General features: G+C 60.5%; 17 protein-coding genes. 10 read left to right on the forward strand and 7 right to left on the reverse strand.

The features are described 5' to 3' along the window. The first annotated feature begins 158 nt into the window (after window positions 1-158). The 3 genes from nadB to AC07VL_RS21830 all read left to right on the forward strand — a co-directional run bounded on the left by nadB (window position 159) and on the right by AC07VL_RS21830 (window position 2,933). Window positions 159-1,772 (forward strand): L-aspartate oxidase, encoded by a 1,614-nt coding sequence (gene nadB, locus AC07VL_RS21820; RefSeq protein ID WP_494807703.1) that lies wholly within the window; start codon window positions 159-161, stop codon window positions 1,770-1,772. Window positions 1,773-1,899: 127 nt separating this feature from the next. Continuing rightward, window positions 1,900-2,292 (forward strand): hypothetical protein, encoded by a 393-nt coding sequence (locus AC07VL_RS21825; RefSeq protein ID WP_494807704.1) that lies wholly within the window; start codon window positions 1,900-1,902, stop codon window positions 2,290-2,292. 65 nt (window positions 2,293-2,357) lie between these two features. Continuing rightward, a complete protein-coding gene (locus AC07VL_RS21830; protein ID WP_494807705.1) occupies window positions 2,358-2,933 on the forward strand; it encodes a hypothetical protein in 576 nt (191 codons plus the stop codon). 399 nt (window positions 2,934-3,332) lie between these two features. On the opposite strand, the gene AC07VL_RS21835 is transcribed toward AC07VL_RS21830, so the two are convergent. Genes AC07VL_RS21835 through AC07VL_RS21855 form a run of 5 tightly spaced genes read right to left on the reverse strand, consistent with a single transcriptional unit; the run spans window position 3,333 to window position 9,806 of the window. Further along, window positions 3,333-4,688 (reverse strand): toxin-antitoxin system YwqK family antitoxin, encoded by a 1,356-nt coding sequence (locus tag AC07VL_RS21835; protein ID WP_494807706.1) that lies wholly within the window; start codon window positions 4,686-4,688, stop codon window positions 3,333-3,335. Then, on the reverse strand, window positions 4,673-6,019 hold the full coding sequence (locus AC07VL_RS21840) for a toxin-antitoxin system YwqK family antitoxin (protein ID WP_494807707.1): 1,347 nt from the start codon (window positions 6,017-6,019) through the stop codon (window positions 4,673-4,675). Before AC07VL_RS21840 ends, AC07VL_RS21835 begins: the two co-directional genes overlap by 16 nt. 9 nt (window positions 6,020-6,028) lie before the next feature. Next, entirely contained in the window at window positions 6,029-8,353 is a 2,325-nt protein-coding gene (locus AC07VL_RS21845) for a hypothetical protein (RefSeq protein WP_494807708.1), read from the reverse strand. Beyond that, window positions 8,350-9,108 carry a PP2C family serine/threonine-protein phosphatase gene (locus AC07VL_RS21850; RefSeq protein WP_494807709.1) on the reverse strand — a complete coding sequence of 253 codons (759 nt, stop codon included), beginning with the start codon at window positions 9,106-9,108 and terminating at the stop codon, window positions 8,350-8,352. Before AC07VL_RS21850 ends, AC07VL_RS21845 begins: the two co-directional genes overlap by 4 nt. Window positions 9,109-9,122: 14 nt before the next feature. Continuing rightward, window positions 9,123-9,806 carry a vWA domain-containing protein gene (locus AC07VL_RS21855; RefSeq protein WP_494807710.1) on the reverse strand — a complete coding sequence of 228 codons (684 nt, stop codon included), beginning with the start codon at window positions 9,804-9,806 and terminating at the stop codon, window positions 9,123-9,125. A gap of 692 nt (window positions 9,807-10,498) precedes the next feature. Here AC07VL_RS21855 and AC07VL_RS21860 point away from each other — a divergent pair. The 5 genes from AC07VL_RS21860 (at window position 10,499) to AC07VL_RS21880 (ending at window position 13,830) form a co-directional block, all read left to right on the forward strand. Beyond that, a complete protein-coding gene (locus AC07VL_RS21860; protein WP_494807711.1) occupies window positions 10,499-11,425 on the forward strand; it encodes a helix-turn-helix transcriptional regulator in 927 nt (308 codons plus the stop codon). 188 nt (window positions 11,426-11,613) lie between these two features. Continuing rightward, window positions 11,614-12,063, forward strand: coding sequence for a hypothetical protein (locus AC07VL_RS21865; RefSeq protein WP_494807712.1), 450 nt, complete (start codon window positions 11,614-11,616; stop codon window positions 12,061-12,063). 85 nt (window positions 12,064-12,148) lie between these two features. Next, on the forward strand, window positions 12,149-12,592 hold the full coding sequence (locus AC07VL_RS21870) for a hypothetical protein (protein ID WP_494807713.1): 444 nt from the start codon (window positions 12,149-12,151) through the stop codon (window positions 12,590-12,592). A 172-nt stretch (window positions 12,593-12,764) separates the two neighbouring features. After that, window positions 12,765-13,208, forward strand: coding sequence for a hypothetical protein (locus AC07VL_RS21875; RefSeq protein WP_494807714.1), 444 nt, complete (start codon window positions 12,765-12,767; stop codon window positions 13,206-13,208). A gap of 97 nt (window positions 13,209-13,305) precedes the next feature. Further along, entirely contained in the window at window positions 13,306-13,830 is a 525-nt protein-coding gene (locus AC07VL_RS21880) for a hypothetical protein (RefSeq protein ID WP_494807715.1), read from the forward strand. 36 nt (window positions 13,831-13,866) lie between these two features. Here AC07VL_RS21880 and AC07VL_RS21885 read toward each other — a convergent pair whose 3' ends face one another. Beyond that, complete coding sequence (locus AC07VL_RS21885; RefSeq protein WP_494807785.1) at window positions 13,867-14,010, reverse strand: TerB family tellurite resistance protein; 144 nt, start codon at window positions 14,008-14,010, stop codon at window positions 13,867-13,869. Between the two features lie 479 nt (window positions 14,011-14,489). On the opposite strand from AC07VL_RS21885, the gene AC07VL_RS21890 reads away from it, so the two are divergent. Continuing rightward, window positions 14,490-15,296: a lipid II flippase Amj family protein gene (locus AC07VL_RS21890; RefSeq protein WP_494807716.1), complete on the forward strand. Its 807-nt coding sequence runs from the start codon at window positions 14,490-14,492 to the stop codon at window positions 15,294-15,296. Between the two features lie 60 nt (window positions 15,297-15,356). After that, on the forward strand, window positions 15,357-17,669 hold the full coding sequence (locus tag AC07VL_RS21895; RefSeq protein ID WP_494807717.1) for an AAA family ATPase: 2,313 nt from the start codon (window positions 15,357-15,359) through the stop codon (window positions 17,667-17,669). Window positions 17,670-17,788: 119 nt separating this feature from the next. Here the strand turns inward: AC07VL_RS21895 and purL are convergent, their stop codons facing one another. After that, a complete protein-coding gene (gene purL, locus AC07VL_RS21900) occupies window positions 17,789-21,826 on the reverse strand; it encodes a phosphoribosylformylglycinamidine synthase (RefSeq protein ID WP_494807718.1) in 4,038 nt (1,345 codons plus the stop codon). Between the last annotated feature and the right edge of the window lie 128 nt (window positions 21,827-21,954).

Here is a 21,954-nt window from a genome sequence, read left to right on the forward strand (position 1 = left end):
GCTGCCGGTCTTGCCATCATGGCGGACTGTTCCGCAAAGACATTGATGCGTCACAAGCTACTGCACAGCCTATCTTTCATCGGCAGAATTTATCTCAACACATTACCGATTGATGTGAAATGGACTATAGTATGCTTCCCCTAAACGAGATAAATGTCATGAAATTTGATGTAGCGATTGTCGGCAGTGGCCTGGCGGGTTTATCGGTTGCACTGCATCTGGCTGAAACGCGCACCGTCGCGATCATTTCCAAGCGCGCCCTGCTCGATGGCGCCAGCAACTGGGCGCAAGGGGGCATCGCGGCCGTCCTTGACTCGGGCGACAGCCACCAGCAGCATATCGAAGACACCCTGATCGCCGGCGGCGGCCTGTGCGACGAGAGCGCCACGCGCTACATCGTCGAGCACGGCCGCGAAGCGATCGAATGGCTGATCGAACAAGGCGTGCCGTTTACGCGCGACGCCTCGGCCGAACTGGGCTTCCACCTGACCCGCGAAGGCGGCCACAGCCAGCGCCGCATCATCCACGCGGCCGACGCCACGGGCCACGCCGTGCAAGTGACCCTGGAAGAAAAGGTGCGCTCGCATCCGAACATCACCCTGTTCGAACACCATTGCGCCATCGACCTGATCACCTCCGACAAGCTGGGCATGAAACCGGCCCAGCGCAACGCGCAGCCCCATTGCCACGGACTGTACGTGCAGGATGAGCAAACGGGCAAGGTGCTGACCTTTGCTGCCGAGCACACGGTGCTGGCCACGGGCGGCGCCGGCAAGGTGTATTTATATACAACGAATCCCGACACGGCCAGCGGCGACGGCATCGCCATGGCCTGGCGCGCCGGCTGCCGCGTGTCGAACATGGAATTCATCCAGTTCCACCCGACCTGCCTGTACCACCCGTACGCGAAATCCTTCCTGATCACCGAAGCCATCCGTGGCGAAGGCGGCTTGCTGAAACTGCCGCCCGAAGCGGGCGCGGCAGCAGGCACGCGCTTCATGCTGGCCCACGACGAGCGGGCCGAACTGGCGCCGCGCGACGTGGTGGCGCGCGCCATCGACTTCGAGATCAAGAAGCGCGGCCTCGATTACGTGCACCTGGACATCAGCCACAAGCCGGCCGAATTCCTCATCGAACACTTCCCCACCATCTATGCGCGCTGCCTGGAACTGGGCATCGACATCACCAAGCAGCCGATTCCCATCGTGCCCGCCGCCCACTACACGTGCGGCGGCGTCGTGACGGATTTGTCGGGCCGCGCCGACTTGCCCGGGCTGTACGCCGTGGGCGAAACGGCGTGCACGGGCCTGCATGGCGCGAACCGCCTGGCATCGAATTCCTTGCTGGAATGCATCGTCATCGGCCGCGCCTGCGCGCAGGATATCGAAAGCAAGGAAAAGCTGGGCACGCCCTACCTGCCCGACTGGGATGAAAGCCGCGTGACGGATGCGGACGAGGAAGTGGTGATTTCGCATAACTGGGACGAATTGCGCCGCTTCATGTGGAATTACGTGGGCATCGTGCGCACCACCAAGCGCCTGGAGCGGGCGCAGCACCGCATCGCCCTGCTGAAGGAAGAAATCGACGAGTACTACCGCAACTTCCGCATCACGCACGATTTACTGGAACTGCGCAACCTCGTCGACGTGGCCTCGATGATCGTCAACAGCGCCCTCTCCCGCCGCGAAAGCCGCGGCCTGCACTTCAGCCGCGACTATCCGGAAACCTTGCCCAAGGCGATTGCCAGCGTGCTGACGCCGCCGCATCGCTAGTCGACGAACACGACCGCCTGCTGATGCCGACAGCAGGCGCATCGTGCGATGAAACACGGCAGTGTGCCGCCATTTGCCACAGGCGGCCCCGCTGCAGGCATCGCGCAATCACCGAAACCCAACGCAAATGTTAAATAGGAAACTTTTTGATGCCATTGCGTCTGCCCCTGCAGAACAATCTTCAGCTCAGCGCTTCATGATTGAGGCGATTGGAAGTGTGACTGAGCAATTGCCTGCGCTTGCCAGGTCAGCGGCAACGGTGGCGTATCGATACATGACCGGTGCGGCGACGGCTGAGGAAGTCATCGCTGAGCGTGTACGCCTCTGGCGAGCAATCGAAGGGCGAGACCAGTCGGATGAGCCGGACGTTTTGAAAATAAGAACGGCCATATGCGTCTTGCATCCCATGGATAGTGGCGCTGCTGCCGAAACCTTGGAGTATTTTTTTGAATTCTGGCGGCAGGCAGGCTTGCCGCAGTCTGAGCTTGAGGCCGCTGCCCGGAACAGGTATGGAATTTGAGGTGGCTTCAAGCGGCCAGAAGCAGTCACAGACAGTGTAGCCAGAACGATGAATGGAAGTTACTAATGGTACGTCCACCTAAGAAATTGATTTACATTGCCACATTGTTTGTCATCGCGATGAGCACGGTATCCGCAGCGGAGACATACTCTAGAGCGAATTCGGCACAGGAAAGTAAGAACTTTGAATCCGCTCTTCGCAATGACTCGACTTCACCGTCATACGTGATGATCTCGGTAATCGACGCCAAGGCGACGTCGATGCGAACGGTGTGCACAACTGCCAACGTCCTTTTGGGGGCGATTCATCGTGAATACGATCTTCCATATGATTTACAGGGCCGAGCCAAGGCCGTAGAAATCGCCTTGTTGATCCCGACGCACGTTTTCCGTTTCACCAAGCAACAAGCAATCGACAACATCCCAGTCACATCGGCCGCCGATGTTGATGCCGCCCGCGCAGCTTTTTCGTCGTTAAGTGATGTCGAATTGAAAACTATGTTTTCATCGTTGTACTCGCGCAGACCTGCCAACCTCTCCCGCGACGCCACTGCCTGCGTTCTCATCGAACGAGGTTTCTCACCACGCATGGCGGACAGGTCCGCCCAGGTGTATGTTGAACCGCTCACCAATCATCCATGAACCGTTGAGATTAATTGTGACGTTGCATAATGCCGATATGGTCCAAGTCACCAACCCGTAAAAAAAAAGAAAAAGACTTCCACGCAAATGAAAGTGCGCCACCATCACAACCGGCAGCAGCCGGCGAGCCGGGGCGGACCGCTAGCCCTTGTCTTGAAGGCGCGCGATACCTGACCGTCGGCTATGCGGCGTAAGCAGCCGGCCACAACAGGCCCGGTCCGCCACAAATGGCCATGCGCCAAGGTCCCGTCCAGGCTGGCAGCGGTGTTTGACGCCAGCAGCACAGTGCTGCGACCGGACGAACCGTGGACGCCAACCAGTGTCATTCCCATACCTGTACCTGTCTCGCAAAAAAGGCAGGCCACGCATCAGTGATCGAACGGCCATGATTTTCCCTGTTCACGATTCCGGCATCTCGAACTCAATCCCATCCTCCGTGTACGACATTGTGGCGGAATGCCCCGTACACTCACCCTGCGGCTCGTCCGCCACATAGCGGCATTCGCTTTCCAGGCTGCCATCCGCGTGCCAGTGGCGGGTCCAGCCCTGGCGCTCGCCGTTCACGTATTCGATCAGCTGGCGCGGCTTGCCATCGGCATACCAGGAGCGCAAAGCGCCCTCCTCGCGGCCGCCCTCGTTCCACTGTTTCTGCACGAGCAACACACCTTGGGGGCTGAAACGCTGTTCGCTGCGCAGCACGTAATGGCCACTGTGCGTGCGCCGGCTGGCCACCTTGCCGTCCGGATAATATTCGACGCTTTCGCCGGCAGGCTTGCCATCGACATAGCTGCCCGTGCTGCGCACTTTGCCATCCGGGAAATATTCCGTGCCCGGTCCCGTCCTGATGCCGTTGACATACAGGCTACGGCTTTCCACGCTGCCATCGGGATAAAACAGCAGCAATTCCCCCTCCGCCTGGCCCTTGAGCTGCGTCATGCGCGTGCGCAGCTTGCCGTGCTCATCGAAGGTTTCCATCAAGCCATCGGCGCGGGCGCCGTTGCGGTAGGTGCGTGACTCGATCAGCTTGCCACTCTGGTGATAAGTCTGCTCCTCGCCCTCCTGCACGCCATTGCGCCACGTGCCGCGCATGGAAACCTGGCCGTCCGGATAGTAGCGGGTCTGCATGCCCTCTGGCACGCCGCGCCCGTCCTGCTCCACCTGCAGTTCGACCTGGCCATGCGGGTAATACATGCTGTAGTTGCCCACCAGCTTGCCGCGCAGGTAATCGGGGCCGTCGACCTGGCCCGACAGCCGCGTCGGCTCGCCTTCGCGCACGTGGAATACCGCGACTTGCCAGGTGCCCGGTGTCTTGCCTGGCGGCAGCGGCACGACGAGCGCATAGCGCGCATGCTCCTTCACTTCGCCGCGCCGCAGATTGTCGTTCAGGTACAGGCGCGCCTTGCCATCGGCACACGCTTGCGGCTCGCAGCCGCCCAGTTTGCTAACTTCGGGCATGGCCGCCGCTGCGCCCGGCGCCGGACACGACGGGATGCGCATCAGCAAGGGCGTCGCCTCGCGTATCAGCGGCGCCAGCTGCTGCTTCATGGCCGCGTATTGCGCCGCATCCAGCCCGACCGAACGGGCATCCATGCGCACCTGGCGCCCGCCGCAGCCGCTGTCGCTGGCCAGGGTCAGCACATCGCCACCAGGCGCCGCCGCGATGGCGCTGACGACCTGGCGCTGCTCGATCTCGGCGCTGGCCAGCGCCGGCCACAGCAGCATGGCGCCAAGCACGTGCTTCACAATGCGCGCCATGCCTGCTCCTTGCGTTCCAGTTCCTGCGATGGCAACGGCTCGCCGCAACCGCCCTGCGCCTTGCCGGCCACATAGCGGCATTCGCTTTTCAGGCTACCATCCTCGCGCCAGCTGCGGCTCCAGCCGTCGCGCCGGTCGTTCACGTAGTCGATCGATTGCTCGGGCTTGCCGCTTTCGTACCACGAGCGCGATGTGCCCTGTTCGCGCCATTGCGCATCCCAGCGTCGTTCCAGCACCAGCACGCCCTGGGGGCTGTAACGCTGGAGCTTGAGCAGCCCGCCCTTCTCGCCATACTGCTGGCGGCTTTGCACCTTGCCGTCTGGATAGAATTCCAGCGCCTCGCCCGTCGGTAAATCGTTGACCTGCGTCATTCTGGCGTGCACGGCGCCATCGGGGTAGTAATTCGTCGTCACGCCATTGGACTTGCCATCGTGCATTTCCGAGCGGCTGGAGATTTTTCCATCCGGGAAATACGTGAGCATCTCGCCTTCCATCTTCCCTCCGCGCAAGGTGTAGCTCGTGCTCGGCTTGCCATTTTCATCGAAGGTCTGCACCGGGCCGTCCAGGCGCTGGCCGTCGCGGTAGCTGCTCGTCTCGCGCAGCTTGCCCGTCGCGTGAAATTGCTGGTGCTCGCCCTCGGGCATGCCGTGGCGCCAGTTGCCGCGCAGCTCCAGGGTGCCGTCCGGATAATACTTGCTGCCGACGCCGTGCTGCCGGCCCTGCCCATCCTGCGCCACCTGCTTCTCGATCTTGCCATCCGGGTAGTACGTGACATAGCCGCCCACCAGCTCGCCGGAGGCATAATCGGCGCGGTTGGCCTGGCCGGACAGGCGCAGCTTGTGGCCGGCGACGCTATAGATATCGACCTTCCACGTGCCTGGGAGTTTGCCTTTCGGCAAGGGTAACAGCAGCACGTTGGGCGCCTGCTCCTGCTCGACGGGAAAGAAACGTTCGTGCAGGTACAGCCGCGCCCGGCCATCGGTGCAATCGGCTGGCGTGCAGGCGGCGATCTGGCGCACGATGGGTACACTCGCATCCTCGGGGCAATTTTTCAAGGTGACGAGCATGGGCGTCTTGCTGCGGATGTGCCGGGCCAGTTCGGCCTTCAGCGCCGCGTAAGGCGCCTCGTCCAGGTTCACCGAGCGGGCATCCATGCGGATCTGCCTGCCGCCACAGGCCGTCGTGCCCGCTATGGTGAACACATCGCCGCCTTCGCTGTCGGGTTCGGCAGCCATGCTGGCCAGCACCTGGCGCTGCACGATGTCCGCCTGCGCCATGCCCGGGGTCAGCAGGCAAGCGCCCAGCAGCGCGCATAAGGTCTTGATTTTCATGCCATTCCTTTAATTATCCGGCGCGACGGACACACCGCCCGGCGCGAAGCTGACGCGGCCATCGCGGTAGCGCACCAGCACCACCACCTTGGCATCGCGCAATTGACCGTGCTGCACGGCCGGCAAATAGGTCCAGCGCTTCACGCTGTCGAGCAGCACCTTGTTGAGCATGGGTTCCATCGGCAACTCGGCCGCCGCATGGCTGAGAGTGCCGTCGGCGGCAATCGTCAGGGTCAGGCGGTTTTCGCCCGTCGCATGCTTTTCGTCCAGCACGCCGTATTCAACCGTCGTCATCGTCTCGCGCAGCACGCCGCCGACCTGGTCGCGCAAGGGCGGCAAGGCTTTCAGCCTGGCCGCCAGCAGCGCGCCATCGGCCAGCGCCTTGTCCCAGCGCTTCTGGTAGGCGCCCGGCTGGGCCAGGCGCAGCACCCTGGCGGCCAGGTTCATGCGCTGCGCCATGCGCGCCACGCCATGGTCGGACGGCTGGCCCGGCTCGGCTGGCAAGGCGTGCTCCACCGCATAACGGTAAGCCGTCAGTTGCGCCAGCGCCACCAGGTTGGCGGCCTCGCGCTCGTCGCCGCCGCGCAGCAGGGCCGCCGCCGCGATGCCCAGCCAGGCCGTGCCATCCGTCGGGTGCGCCCACACGGCTTGCTCGAAGTACTGGCGCGCCGCCTGCCCTTCGTTCAGGCTCAGGTGCATGCGGCCCATGGCCGCCGCCACCAGATGGTCGCGCGGGTTCGCTTGCAGCAGATCAAGATAGCTGGCGACCAGCGCCGGCTCATAGCCGGGTACCCAGCCCAGTCCTTCCAGCAAGGAGGCACGCAGCTGCGCCTGCGTGCGGTCGCCGCCGTAGACAGGCGACTTTTCCTGACCGGAACGGTACAGCAGCTGCAAGCCCCGCGTGACGGCATCGTCGTCGCCCTTGCTGACCGCCTGCGACAGGCTGCGCACGGCCTTGCGCGCATCGGACGGCAGGAAGCCGGCCGCCTTGCGGGGGCGCCAGCTGAATGCTTCCAGGCCAGCCGCCCGGTCGGCCTGGGCCTGCAGCGCGGCCTGGTCCTTCGTTTCGTCGGACGAGGAAGTCCAGGCCGTAAAGCCGATCAGGAACAGCACGATCAGCACGACCACGACGGCCCAGCCCTTGCCCGTGATGCCGCCACTGCCAGCCAGGGGCATGGCGGCCGGCGCCTGCCCCGGCGCCGTGCGGCGGGAGCTGCGCGGCTGCGGCAAGGAACTCGGTTGCTGCTGCGCCTGCACGGACGCCTGCGCGGCCGCGGCGATGACTTGCTCGCGCGCGCAGGCGGCGCAGCCCAGGCCCGCGAAATGCTGGTGTTCGGGATTGACGACGCAAACAGTCAGCTTGCCGCCGCTGCGCTGCGCATAACCGCGCAACAACAGCGCCCAGTCCGCCGCCGATGGCCGCTGCCGTTTGGGGGATTGCGAGAACGCAAGGTCGAACATGGCGCGCAATTCCGGCGGCATCAGCGCGTGGCCGCTGGTGGCGTTGGGCGCCATATTCTTGTGGCGCTGCACGCCGTAGGCGTAATAGCCGTCGCGGATGCGGCCGGGAATGTCCGTGGGCGCCTGCGCATGGCCGGGCCGCCCGCTGTACGGGTGGATGCCAAAGTTGAGCAACTGGAAGATGACGACGGCCAGGGCGAACCGGTCTTGCGCCAGCTCCGCGCCCGCCGGCATGCCCTTGCGCTGGAATTCCGGCGCCAGGTAGTCGGCCGTGAATTGCTCGGCAGGAAAACGCTCCGCATGGCCCTGGATGCTGAAACCGTCGCAATCGAGCATGGCGATGTACAGCGAATCGCGGTAAAAGCGCAGGTTCACGGGCTTCAGGTCGACCACGTAATGCTGCTGCTGGTGCAGCGCGTCGAGGACGGCGGCCAGGTTGGCGGCCAGGGTCAGCTTGGGACCGAGGCCCGTGGGCAAGCCCGCCGCGCGCGCTTGCCGCTCCTGCATGATCTGTTCCAGCTCGGCCGTTTGCGCCATGTCCAGCAGGGGCATGACGAAACCTGCAAAGCCGCCCTGGCCGTCGAACGCGGCCGCCTGCGGCCAGGCGATCTGCACGTAGCGCTTGCCGTTTTCTAATTGATCGGGCAGCTCGGGCGACAGTTCCAGCATCGCTTCGAGCTTGCGCCGGTTGGCGGCCCGGTCCAGGTACGGGTGGTAGAGCTTGGCCACCTGCGCGGGCGCACCGGGCAACAGATACACGCTGCCCGCGCCGCCGCTCTTGATCAGCTTGCCGAGCACCAGGCTGCGCACCTTGTCCAGCCAGATCTTGCCGCCCGGACTCAAGCCGGGCGCGACTCCCTGCTTCCGGCTCATGCGCGCAAGGCCAGCAGCAGGGTCTTGTCGTCGCCCGTGATCTGGTGCGTACGCGGGTCGGCCAGGGTGGCCGCCAGCGCCGCATTGCCCAGCTCCACGCCCGCCACCGTACGCAGATAGCCTTGCACGGCATCCATGAAGGGCGCGTACAGGCCCGCATTGTGTTTGCTCATGGCAAAGGGCATGCAGCCGTCCGACATCAGCACGACGCCGCGCACGGCTTGCGGAATCGCAAGCAGGCGCAGCTGTTCGCGCCAGCGCGCGCCGGACAGGAAATAGGTTTCGTTGGCGTATTCGCCGTTGGCGGGCAGCGAGATCAGCTCGCCACCGTCACGCAGCTGCGCCACGCCCAGGCCATCGCCCAGGTGGAAAAAGAAGCCGCCATCTTGCCCCATGAGCACGCCCACCACCGTGCTGGCGTAGTCATCGAGGGTGGCGTTGGCGGCGCGGGCGATGTCGTCCAGCGCGGCGCGCACCTGCGCCAGCGTGCCCGCCAGCGCGCCGTCGTGCAGATCCTGCACGGTGGCGCCCTGTTCCAGCCGCCCGGCCAGCGCCTGCACGGTGTGCGCGGCAACAAACTGTGCGCCCTGCTCGCTCAGGCGAGCCGAACCGGCGCCGTCGCAAACGATGGCCACCAGAACATCGCCCACGACGGCGTGCGCGTGGGCGTCCTGGCAAGGGATGTCTTTATCCAGGTGCGCCTTGCCCGTGACGGACGCGCCGAACACGCGCCAGGTAGTCTGTACTGCGGTCATGGATCAGCGGGCTTTCACGTATTCACGACGGACCAGCCGTCCGTCGAGGCCAGTTGCGCCTGCGCGCCCGGGCGCGACTGCGACACCACCTGCATGCTGGCGCTCAGCCACAGGAACAGTTCGCGGAACTGCAAGCCTTTCAGCTGCTTCACGCCCCGCCCGCCCCGGCTGGAAAATTCGCCCAGGGTATCGATATTCGCGTGCTCGCCCACGCCGATGGGGAAGATCGCCACTTTATTGCCCTGCTCGGCCGCGCGCGCCTGCTGGGCGCCATGCTGCCAGCGGTCCGTCGGCTCGCCGTCGGACATCAAAAACAGCCATGGCCGCGTGTACGCCACGCCGGCGGCGCGGAAGCGCTGCTTTTCCTGCTCGATCTCGGCCAGGGCCAGTTCCACGGCCGCGCCCGTCGGCGTGGTGCCATTGGCGACCAGGACGGGTGCCGTGAAATCCATGGCGTCGCACCAGCTGCTGGCGACGACGGCTTCGTCGTGTGCGCCAAACTGGATCACGAGGATGCGCACGCGCTTGGACGCGATCACGTCGGACTTCAATTCCCGTTCCAGCAAGGCCAGGCCCTCGTTGAGCAGCGCGACGGGCTCGCCGTCCATGCTGCCGGAGCAGTCCAGCACGAGCACCAGCGGCGTGCGTTGTTCGGTGTTGTCGACCAGGGCGACGTCGGGGATCATTATGGAAGTCATGTGTTTTTGATAGAGTTGCGAAATAGCCTAGCCCGAGAGCTTACCCTATGGATATGTTTTCCATGCGTCCGATTGCATCGGATTCCGCTGGCCACCATGGGCATGATTCGTTTTCGCGAAAATTGTTGCGAGGATTGTTCAGCCTGCCTGACAGAACAGCTTACTTGCTTTGAAAACAACAACTGCGTACACTGATCCGTCCTGGCTCTCCAGCAGCAGCCATCGATTGCCACAGCATCAGGGTTCGCCAACAGGCTTCCTGTATCAAATGTCAACAATACTCTACTCGGCAGCCAATGCGCCTACGTCCATTGGAAGCTTCCTCGTCACCATGCCGCATGTCATCGCGGGGACGGCATTGCGGTGCGCGAGCGGGTACCGGAAGTGCCGGATCAAGGGGATGAGTGGGGCCGCTGGCCTGGATTCCGGAAGTACGCGCCAGCGATGAAAAATCCCGCTCGCTCCTGAAACGCCAGATGTCCGAAGGTCCGTGACGTCCATCGGCAGCCGGCCCCTCGCCCCCGCCCATTGCGGCAACGATGTCTTTGTACTATCTTGATAGATGCCACGCCAGATGGCCGCGCCGGACCCGTCCCGCACGAAGGCTGCCCGGTCCGTGCCGCATCGCAATCCTTATCCAGGCACGCGCCGGCGCTCCAGGCGATACTGCGCAACGAGCGAATGGGGACAGCATGACGGCGCCACTCCCGGCCCAGGGCCTTACGGGCGAATTGATAGCAAAGCTGCTGGAGGCGGCGGGCGACGACGCCTGCTGGCCGCAGCTGTGCCGCGACATCGCCCGCAGCCTGGACGCCGCCGGCGCCACCCTCACCCTGTACCGCGACGGGGCGCCTGGCCAGTTGCTGGGCGGAACCGCGCTGCCGTCCGGCGCGGGCCTGCCGCTGGGCGCCATGATCCCCATCGATGCGCGCAGCCTGGCCGTGCTGGCCATCTATCGCTGCCATGGGCCGCGCGACGACGATTGCCAGGCCGACACCCCATTGCAAGCCCTCGTGCCGCCGCTGCAGCGCGCCCTGCGCCTGCGCCAGCGCCTGCACGACGACAGCCTGGCCGGGCGCTGCGGCATGGCGGCGCTGGACGCCATGGGCGCGGCCGTGCTGCTGCTCGACGGCCAGCTCGGCGTGTTGTTCGGCAGCGCCGCCGGCCACGCCCTGCTCGATGCGCCCCTGCGGCAGGGGCCGCCGCCCGCGCTGGCGCGCGCCGTGCGCCTCGTCATCGCCAGCATGGACGGCGCGCCGCAATGCCAGTCGCTGCGCCTGCCGCGCAGCCAGGCCCGGGCGCTCGTGCTGACGGTGGCGCCATTTCCCGCCTGGCCCGTTCCCTGCGCCATGGTCATCGCGCGCGACCCGGCCCGCTCGGCCATGTCCGTGCCCGCCCTGCGCCAGCTGTTTGACCTGACGCAAGCCGAGGCGCAGGTGGGCAAGGCCCTGGCGCAGGGGGCCACCATCGGCGAAATCTCCGCCCGCTGCGGCATCAGCGTCAATACCGTCAAGACGCACCTGCACCACGCCTACCTGAAGACGGATACGCGGCACCAGGGCGAACTGATCGCCCTGATCCACGGCGCGACGGCGCACCTGGCCATGCTCGACGCTTGAGGCCGCGTCATCCGATCGGATGATGCGCGGCGCAACTCGCCTGCCTACACTAACAGGGCCGCCTGCCTGTGCCCTGCCCATGTGGAGCGCAGCGCGCACAGGCAGTCCGGCCTGGCTTTCCCTGGCATCCGCATCGACATCGCCGCGCCGGCAGCGGACGGCGCCACTAATCAAGGATGGGTAGAAAAATGAAAACATGGATACTCGCCGGCACCCTGGGCGTCTGCGCCTTGCTGGCAAATGCGCAATCGCTTCCCGACAGCCAGACCGTCGTCGTCCCGGGCGGACGCCTGCTGACGATCGAACTGCCGGCCCACCGCCACGTCATGAACCGGGAAGATTTTTCGCCGTTCCGCGGCGGCTACGAGCTGTCGAACGGGCAGGTGCTCTACCTGCGCAACGCCAGCAATGTCGGCGTCATCATGTATGCGCGCATCGACAATCAGGATGAACACCGCATCGTCGCCACCGCCAGCAACCGCTTCGTTGCCCTCGACCGGCAGCTGGCCATGCGCATCGACCTGCGCGACGACGGCAGCGTGGGCGGCGAAGTGCTGATGCAGGTACCGGCCGAGAGGCTGGTCAGCGGCGAGCTGGTGCCTGCGCACGTCGAAAACCTGAGCCTGGCCTCGCGCTGAAGAGGCACGGCGATGGGGCGGATGGCACGATGACGGGGCAGGCAGGCGTAGCCGCGCCACCCCGCCGCCGGAGGACATGGCAGCCATGAGCAAACAACTTTCCGTCCAGCAACAAAACGCGCAGGCGCTGGCGGCCATCCGCCAGACGGCAGCCTGGTGGCGCGCGCTGCCCCTGCCCGACGCCTTGCAGCAATGCGCGGCCAGCCACGGCGTGGCGCTGGACGCGGCCATCATGCTCGACCTGCAACTGGCCTGCCCCGGCCTGCCCGCCATCCACGGCACCTTGCTGAGCGCGGACGGCTGCTTTATCCGCTTCGAAATGGACCTGGACGACAGCCTGCGCCCCCTGCCCGGCAGCGTGGCATGGCAGGACATCAGCGCCGCCTACGACCAGGCCGAACACCGGCGCGGCACGGGCGTGGGCTACGGCGTGCTGTGCAAGCAAGTGCTGCTGGAAATGAATCACGGCGCAATGCCGCACGCCGCGCGCCAGCATCGGCCCGCTGACTGCCGGCAGCCGGTTCCTTGAACGTGCTGCGCTTGCTGACCGGCCAGTGCCGCCTCAACGATCGCCATGCAATATTTCAAGCTATCTCCATCGAATGAAGGAGGCGCGTCGTCAAACCTGCGCCTAGACTGGTTCCTGCCCGATGCCCGCGCGCATCATTCGCCATAGGCCGGCAAACAACGAGGACGACACCATGAAAACCATCATCCTGGGCACACTCCTGTGCCTCGCTGCCGCCAGCACGGCAGCTACCGCGCAGACCCTGCCGCCCGAACACACCGTCACCGTGCCGGGCAACGCCCTGCGCATCGACGTGCCCGCCCACCCGCGCTACATGATGCGCCAGGATTTCAAGAAATTCGTCGGCGCCTATGACCTGTCGAATGGCGGCACGCTGGAGCTGCGCCTCGGCGGCGCCGTCATGTATGCGCGCATCGGCAAGCAGGAAGAGCACCGCATCGTCGCCACCGACCGCAACGCCTTCGTCGCGCTGGACCGCCAGCTGAAGGTGCGCATCGACCAGCACGATGACGGCAGCGTCGATGGCGAACTGGTGATGGTGGTGCCATCGCAGAACGTGTCGGGCGCCGACATCGTGCCCTCCCGCGTGCAGACCATCGGGCTGGCATCGCGTTGAGGTGCGGATTGGCCTGTCGCGCTGCCATCGCGCGCGGCGCGGCCGATATCGCATGCTATCATCGCCGCCAAATTCATGAGACAAATGGCAACGGCACATGCGGCATCCCTCCGGCAGTCTATCCCTCTCCATGCTGCGGCGCGGCCTGCGCCTGCTGGCCTGGCCCCTGCTGGCGCTGGTCAGCGCCGCCTGCACCAGTACCATGCGCCATCCTGCCAGCGAGCCCACGCCAGTCGTCCTGCGCTTTACCTATGACGATGGCAAGCCCATGCGGCATGACGATTACCTGGCCCAGGCGCGCCAGCAAACATACGTCAAGCACTGCAGCAAGATAGGCAGCACCCGTGTCTGCGACGTCGGCTCGGATACCCTCTTCATGGGCGGCGACGCCCCGCTGGACGCCAACGGCGAAGTGCGCGTCACCCTGCACTCGACCGGTCCCATCGGCAACCATCCGACCACGCATTGCATCAAGGGCAAAGGCTACGTCTTTGATTCCGGCGACTGGCGACGCGGCCCGTTTCACCCCGGACAGGTGATCGAGATCCGCCACAGGATCAGCGAAGTGGACATGGCGTGCACCTGGTCGTCAAGCACGCCGCCGTGGTGGGGCAAGAGTTAAGCTAGCCAGCCCCAGTCGGTCTCGGCTGGCCCGGCTTTACTGCAGCTCGAACTCCGCAGGAGTCAAGCCCGGCTCGCGCGCGATCTTGCCAGCCACGCGTTGCTCGTTGGCATCGAAATTGCCGTCCGACGCAGCGACGGCGATGATCATGCGCGCCAGCAGGCGCGACGTCTCGATCAGGGCCGATCAGGCCATCGCGGCGTTGAGGAAATCCTTGTTCTTGTACTTCAAGGCCTCGGTTTTCAGTTCGCTGGCCTTGGACTTCAGCTTGGACAAAAAGGAATCGAAACTCATGGCGTACCTCCGGCTTGCTTGATTCATATCGAGCGGCAAGTCTTGCCGCCACCAGGGATGGTTGACGGAGCAAGCTTGAAATACAAGCAATGGAACCACGCCATACGCTCACTGGTGGCATTTATCTCACCCACAGGCAAAGGCCGGGGTCAGTCACTTCGTGATCGGCATATCCCCCACTGGTGGATATGCCCCCTGCAGGGACTGACCCCAGTTTTTGCCTTGGGGTGAAAAACTGCCGTCAGCATACAAATACACAAATCACGACGAAAACGAATTAACTTGAAAATTAACTTATTTGCAGTTGAAAAATAAGTAACTCCATGGCAGCATGGAATGACATTTTTCTTTACTGCAAGGTTGTGATGGACAAGCAATTGCTGTTGATTTGCGCACTGACATTTATCATCCACATTATCGGCACCCTCGCCTATTCCGTGCGCATCGCTGGCATCCGCACGCGGCGCATCGCCGTCTCGCTGGCCCTGTTCAGCATTCTGATGCTACTGTCGCGCACCTCGAATTCGTTTTTAGGACCATTCCTCGCCAAACGCGTGGAAACGGGCATCGACCAGCACGTGGCCGCCGGCACGCTGTTGGGCGACTTCCGCTGGCTGCTGTTCTCCGCCAGCCTGGCGACGATCGTCGGAGCAATACTCATCCCCACCTTCCAGCGCGCCTTCTGCCGCGCCGTCGAACACTTCCAGGTCCACAGGTCGGTACCGAAACTGCTGCTGCACGCCGTCTTCAAGGGCGGCCTGTCCTACCTCAAGACCTCCGCCAGCCTGCCCAAGCCCGCCAACGTCACGGGCCTGCGCCAACAATCCGGCGTTTCCCTCTCCATGACAGCCATGAACGTCATCGCCACGGCCCTGTGGACGGTCGGCGTCTTCGCCGCCCTGTACGCAGGCGTGCTCGACCCCAGCGTGCGCGTCACCTCCAGCACCCTCTCCTCGATCATCAACGGCGGCGCCACCATCATGATGGCCGTCTTCATCGACCCGCACATGTCGGGCATGACGGATGACGTCATCGAGGGCAAGATCGAGGAATCGCAGTTCAGGCGCGCGGTGGTGTGGCTGGTGGGAAGCCGATTGGCAGGGACGCTGATCGCGCAGTTTTTATTGGTGCCGTCGGCGGTGGTGATTGTGGGGGTGGCAAAGGGATTGTAAAAATATTGAAATACAGAAAATATATAATATTGTAATATTTTTAAAAATTGGGGGAAATCAATGATTAAAGCCATTAAAAAACTAAAAAATTTTGGGATATTTAAAAACTATACAAACAACCTCACACAAGACTTCGGAAAATATAACTTGATATATGGCTGGAACGGGACAGGGAAATCCACCCTATCCACTTTATTTTCATCATTAGAAAAAAAGACACCCCATCTGAAATTTATCGGATCTGAATTTTTAATAGAAACACATGATGGTAATTTGATTGATGAGAAAACCATATTAAATCACAATTTAAATATACAAGTTTTCAATCAAAAATTTATCCAGGACAACATAGATTCGGATAATTCAGTAAAAAGCATACTGCTTGTTGCAAAGGAAAGAATTGAAGATATAAAAAAACTTGATGCTTTAAAAGTAGAATTAAAACAAAAAGAAGATAAAGCAAAGTCTGACAAGAAAGCTTTGGAAAAATTAGAAGCTGACCAGTCAAAATTCATGACGGACAGTGCCCGTCATATCAAGACAGGTTTACAATCAATTGATACCAGTGATACGTATTATTTAAATTACGACAAAAGAAAACTCGACTCTTTCATCCAAAAAAACAAAGAAAAAATAGAAGAAAAGTCTTCCATACTAGAAAAACAAAAAATAATAGAGCATACAAACGCAGCAAAATCAGATAAATTGGCAGCTATAAGGTTTTCAAAAACTGATATCGATGTAGAATATTATAAGAAAGCAGCCGCAAGATTACTAGACTTGCTCAAAACAACGGCCATCAGTAAAACAATAAAAAGATTAACTGAGAATGGAGATATTCAAGCATGGATTCAATCCGGATTAAATATTCACAAATCGCATGATTCGGAAAATTGCGAATTTTGTGGAAGCAAAATATCAGAAGCCAGGCTAAATGAGATTGAAAATCACTTTAGTGAAGAATTTAAAATATTCAAAACGAGATTAGAAAGTGCAAATGAATGGTTGGAGAATCAACTTATTCCACAAGCAAGCTTTCCATTGCCATCCAATTTATATAAGGAATTTATCGACATTTATAAAAATGCCCTAGATGAAAATAAAATAGCAACAGAGAACATAAATAAACAAATAAAGCAATGGCAAAATTCACTCAATCTGAAAATTAACAATAGCTTCAGGTCAGACATAACAATAGCTGAAATAGACAGTGATTCGATATCATCACTAAACTCAACGTTTAAAAATATTGAAGAGATATTAAATAAGCACGATAAAAAAACAGATAATTTTTCAAGCGAAACAAAAAAAAGTAAAGAGGCCTTGGAGTTACATTACGCAGCCAATGAAATGATATCCTTTGACTACAAGAAAAAAGAAAATACAATAATAGCTGAAAAAGATTCATCAAAGAAAATATCAGAAAAAATAAATGAATTATCAGGAAATATAAAACTATTAGAACAATCGCTATCCAATGAATCCATTGGCGCCGAAAAATTCAATGAATCACTCCATAAATTTATCGGACGAAGTGAGTTATGCCTAAAATTCAATAAACAAAGAAAGGGATATGAGATAATTAGAAACAACGATGGGGCACATGATGGAAATTTGAGTGAGGGAGAAAAAACGGCGATAGCTTTCATCTACTTCATTACAAAACTTGAAGAAAACAATAATAAAATTAATGAAACCATAATTGTCGTAGATGATCCAGTATCAAGTTTTGACTCAAATCATCTTTTTCATTCCTACTCATTCTTAAAAAACAAATGTTTGAATGCAAAGCAGTTATTTGTTTTGACTCACAATTTTACATATTATAAATTAGTCAGAGATTGGTTTTATGGAACAAACAAAAACAGACTTCGCTCAACGCCTAAAAAAGATCCTATTTCTTTCTTTTATAAAATAGACACATCTCCAATCCTTCCACGAACATCAGTCCTAACAAATGCAGACAAGTCACTAACCGACTACAATTCCGAATATCATTACATATTCGAGAGACTATATTTTTACAAAGAAAAAGCTACCCTAGACCGCGACGAAGCATTTCTAACTGCAAATTTAGCCAGAAAATTAGTTGAATCATTTTTTACTTTTAAGTTTCCAAAAGGCCGATCCGACATAAGTACATTAATGGAAAGTGGTCTCAAAAATTGCATTATAACAACACCGGAAACAAAAGAAAAAATTTATCGATTCATTAATAAGTACTCGCATAGTGATGTTATAGAAGTAAATGAAGAAGCAGCGGAAAATCTTGCAGGAGAAAGCCATAGTGTTATTGGTGATATATTTAAATGGATCGAAGAGATAGACAAAGTACATTACAGCGAAATGGTTGAAGTAGCATCGGCACAGTAAGAATATAAAAATCAAGATTGCAATAAAAAAAGCCGCTGTCTCCCGACAGCGGCTTTCTCATTTCTACCCCAGTAGCAGCGTCTCGAACCAAGACGCCGCGCCGCAAGTAACGTAACTAATTACCCCACAAACTTCCGTGCATTCCTGAACATGCGCATCCATGGCGAATCCTCGCCCCATGCTTCAGGGTGGTAGGACTGCTGGACGCTGCGGAACACGCGCTCCGCGTGCGGCATCAGGACGGTGAAGCGGCCGTCTGGCGTGGTCACGGAGGTGATGCCTTCCGGCGAGCCGTTCGGGTTGTATGGATACGCTTCCGTGGCGGCGCCCTTGTTGTCGACAAAGCGCATGGCTTTCGTGACCTGGGTGATGTCGCCCGTTTGCGAGAAGTCGGCGTAGCCTTCGCCGTGGGCGATGGCGATGCCGGCTTGGGTGCCGGCCATGCCGTTGAAGAAGATCGATGGGGAATCCATCACTTCGACCATGGCAAAGCGGCCTTCGAATTTCTCCGACTTGTTGCGCGTGAACTTGGGCCAGGCGTGGGCGCCTGGGATGATGGACTTCAAATTGCTCATCATCTGGCAGCCGTTGCAGATACCCAGGCCGAAGCTGTCCGTGCGGTTGAAGAAGCGCGCGAACTGTTCCGCCAGGCTGGCGTTGAACAGGATGGTTTTCGCCCAGCCTTCGCCCGCGCCCAGCACGTCGCCGTAGGAGAAGCCGCCCACGGCGATGACGCCCTGGAAGTCGTCCAGTTTCACGCGGCCCGCAATCAGGTCGCTCATGTGCACGTCGACGGCAGTAAAGCCTGCCTGGTGCATGACGTAGGCCGTCTCGATGTGCGAATTGACGCCTTGCTCGCGCAGGATGGCGACACGGGGGCGCACGCCGGTGGCGATGAATGGCGCGGCGATGTTCTCGTTCTGGTCGAAGGTGACGATAGGCGACATGCCCGGGTCTTGCACGTCCAGCAGGCGGTCGTATTCGGCGTCCGCGCAGGCCGGATTGTCGCGCAGGCGGGCGATGCGCCAGCTCGTTTCGCTCCACAGGCGGTGCAGGTCCGCGCGCGGCTGGGTGTAAATGAGCTTGGCGTCGCGCGTGAATTCGATCACGTCGCGGTCGTTCAGTTTGCCGATGATATGGCTGCAGGCGCCCAGGTTAAACGTGCGCAGTACGTCCATGACGAGCGACTTTTCTTCCGCGCGCACCTGGATGACGGCGCCCAGCTCTTCGCTGAACAGGGCGCGCAGGGTCAGTTCGTTGCGGCGTTCCGCCACCTGGCCGGCCCAGTTCTTGGCGTCGCCCCAGTCGCTCGAGTGCTCGCCTTCCATGGTCAGCATGTCCAGGTTGACGGACATGCCCGTGTGGCCGGCGAAGGCCATTTCCGTCAGGGTGGCGTACAAGCCGCCGTCCGAACGGTCATGGTAGGCCAGCAGCTTGTCGTCGCTGTTCAGCTTTTGAATGGCGGCGAAGAAGCCTTTCAGGTCTTCCGCGCTGTCCACGTCCGGCGTGGCGTTGCCCAGCTGCCCCATGACTTGCGCCAAGGCGGAGGCGCCCAGGCGGTTCTTGCCGCGACCCAGGTCGATCAGGATCAGGGACGTGTCGCCCTGGTCCGTTTTGAGCTGCGGCGTGAGCGACTTGCGCACATCAAGAACGGGCGCGAACGAGGAAACGATCAGCGACACGGGCGACGTGACGGATTTCGCCGCGCCCGTGCCCTCGTCTTTCCACGTCGTGCGCATCGACAGCGAATCCTTGCCGACGGGGATGCTGATGCCCAGCGCCGGGCACAGGTCCATGCCGACAGCCTTGACCGTGTCGTACAGGGCCGCGTCCTGGCCAGGCTGGCCGCAGGCGGCCATCCAGTTGGCGGACAGCTTGATGTCGGAGATGTCGGCAATCGCGGCGGCGGCGATGTTGGTGACGGCTTCGCCCACGGCCATGCGGCCGGACGCTGCCGCGTCGATGACGGCCAGCGGCGTGCGTTCGCCCATGGCCATCGCTTCGCCCAGGTAGCCCTCGAAGCTCATGGTGGTGACGGCGCAATCGGCCACCGGCACTTGCCACGGTCCCACCATCTGGTCGCGCACGGTCATGCCGCCCACGCTGCGGTCGCCGATGGTGATCAGGAAGGATTTGTCGGCCACGGTCGGCAGCAGCAGCACTTTTTGCGCCACATCAACCAGGTCCATGCCCGTCAGGTCAATCGCCGGGAAATCGTTGGCCACGTGGACCACGTCGCGCTGCATCTTTGGCGGCTTGCCCAGCAAGACGTCCATCGGCATGTCGACCGGTTCGTTGCCCAGTTCCGGGTCGATCAGCTTCAATTGACGCTCTTCGGTGGCCACGCCCACGGCGGCGAACAGGCAGCGTTCGCGTTCGCACATGGCTTTGAATAATGGCAGGTTTTCCGGCGCGATGGCCAGGACGTAGCGTTCCTGCGATTCATTGCTCCAGATTTCCTTCGGCGCCATGCCCGATTCTTCCAGCGGGATCTTGCGCAGGTCGAAAATCGCGCCGCGCTTGGCGTCGTTGGTGATTTCCGGGAAAGCGTTCGACAAGCCGCCCGCACCCACGTCGTGGATGGAGATGATCGGGTTGTCCGCGCCCATTTGCCAGCAGGCGTTGATGACTTCCTGGGCGCGGCGTTCCATTTCCGGATTGCCGCGCTGGACGGAGTCGAAGTCCAGGTCGGCCGTGTTGCTGCCGGTCGTCATCGACGAGGCGGCGCTGCCGCCCATGCCGATGCGCATGCCCGGGCCACCCAGCTGCACCAGCAGGCTGCCGACGGGGATGTCGTTCTTGTGCGTGTGCTGCGCCGAGATATTGCCGATGCCGCCAGCGATCATGATGGGCTTGTGGTAGCCGAAGACGGCGTCTTTGTCCGTGCCGACGTTCTGTTCATACGTGCGGAAGTAGCCGCCCAGGACTGGACGGCCGAATTCGTTCGAGAACGCGGCGCCGCCCAACGGACCTTCGATCATGATCTGCAGTGGCGAAGCGATGCGTTCCGGCTTGCCGTATTGATCTGCCTCAGTACGCGACGCCAGCGGCGCCGTCACGGAAGCGGCCGTTTCCCAGCTGCGCACGGCATCCGGCAGCGACAGGTTCGACACGGTGAAACCGGTCAAGCCAGCCTTCGGCTTGGCGCCGCGGCCCGTCGCGCCTTCGTCGCGGATCTCGCCGCCCGCGCCCGTGGAGGCGCCGGGGAATGGGGAGATGGCCGTCGGGTGGTTATGCGTTTCCACCTTCATCAGGGTGTGCGTCAGTTCGTTTGACGCCGCATATTCGTGCTTGTCGCCGCGCGGGTAGAAGCGCGAGACGGTGGCGCCTTCCATGATGGACGAGTTGTCGCTGTAGGCGACGACGGTGCCCTTCGGCTGCAGTTCATGCGTGTTCTTGATCATGCCGAACAGCGATTTCGGCTGTGCCACGCCGTCGATGGTCCAGTCGGCGTTGAAGATCTTATGGCGGCAATGCTCGCTGTTCGCCTGCGCGAACATCATCAGTTCCACGTCCGTCGGGTTGCGGCCGGCCTTGGTGAAGGCGGCGTCCAGGTAGTCGATCTCGTCTTCCGACATCGCCAGGCCCAGCTCGACGTTCGCCGTTTCCAGCGCGGCCTTGCCCTGCCCCAGCAAGTCGATCGATTCGAGCGGACGCGCTTCCAGGGTGCGGAACAGGTCCTTGGCGTCGTCGGCGCTGCGCAGCACGGATTCCGTCATGCGGTCGTGCAGCAGGTCGGCCACGGCCTGTACTTGCGCGTCCGTCAGTTTGCCGGCGCCGATGGCGCTGCCCAGGATGCCCGATTTCAGGTTGATGCGGAAGGCGATGCCGCGCTCGACGCGCTTGATGTGCGCCATGCCGCAGTTGTGCGCGATGTCGGTGGCTTTCGAAGCCCACGGCGAAATCGTGCCGAAACGGGGGATGACGAAGAATTCTTCGGCGGCGCCTTCCGTATTGTCGGCCTGGGCCGGCTCGCCGTACGTCAGCAAGGCGCCCAGGCGCGTGCTGTCGTCGTTGCTGAGAGGCGCGCTGGCATCGATGAAATGGACATAGCGTGCTTGTACGGCAACAATCGCAGGCGAGACGGCTTGCAGTTGGCTTAACAGACGGTGGCTACGGAAATGGGACAGGGCATTGGAACCCGGCAGTATCAACATGGTTGGAAGGTGGTTGATGCAGCGTGGCTGCGGGTTAAAGGTAGGTATGACAATATCTTTCGTACGGCAAATTTCCTTTGCGCGCATTATACCCGTTTTACCCCTGCTTTATGACCGGAACTTATGGC

The organism is Janthinobacterium sp. GW821-FHT03C08, assembly GCF_059420905.1.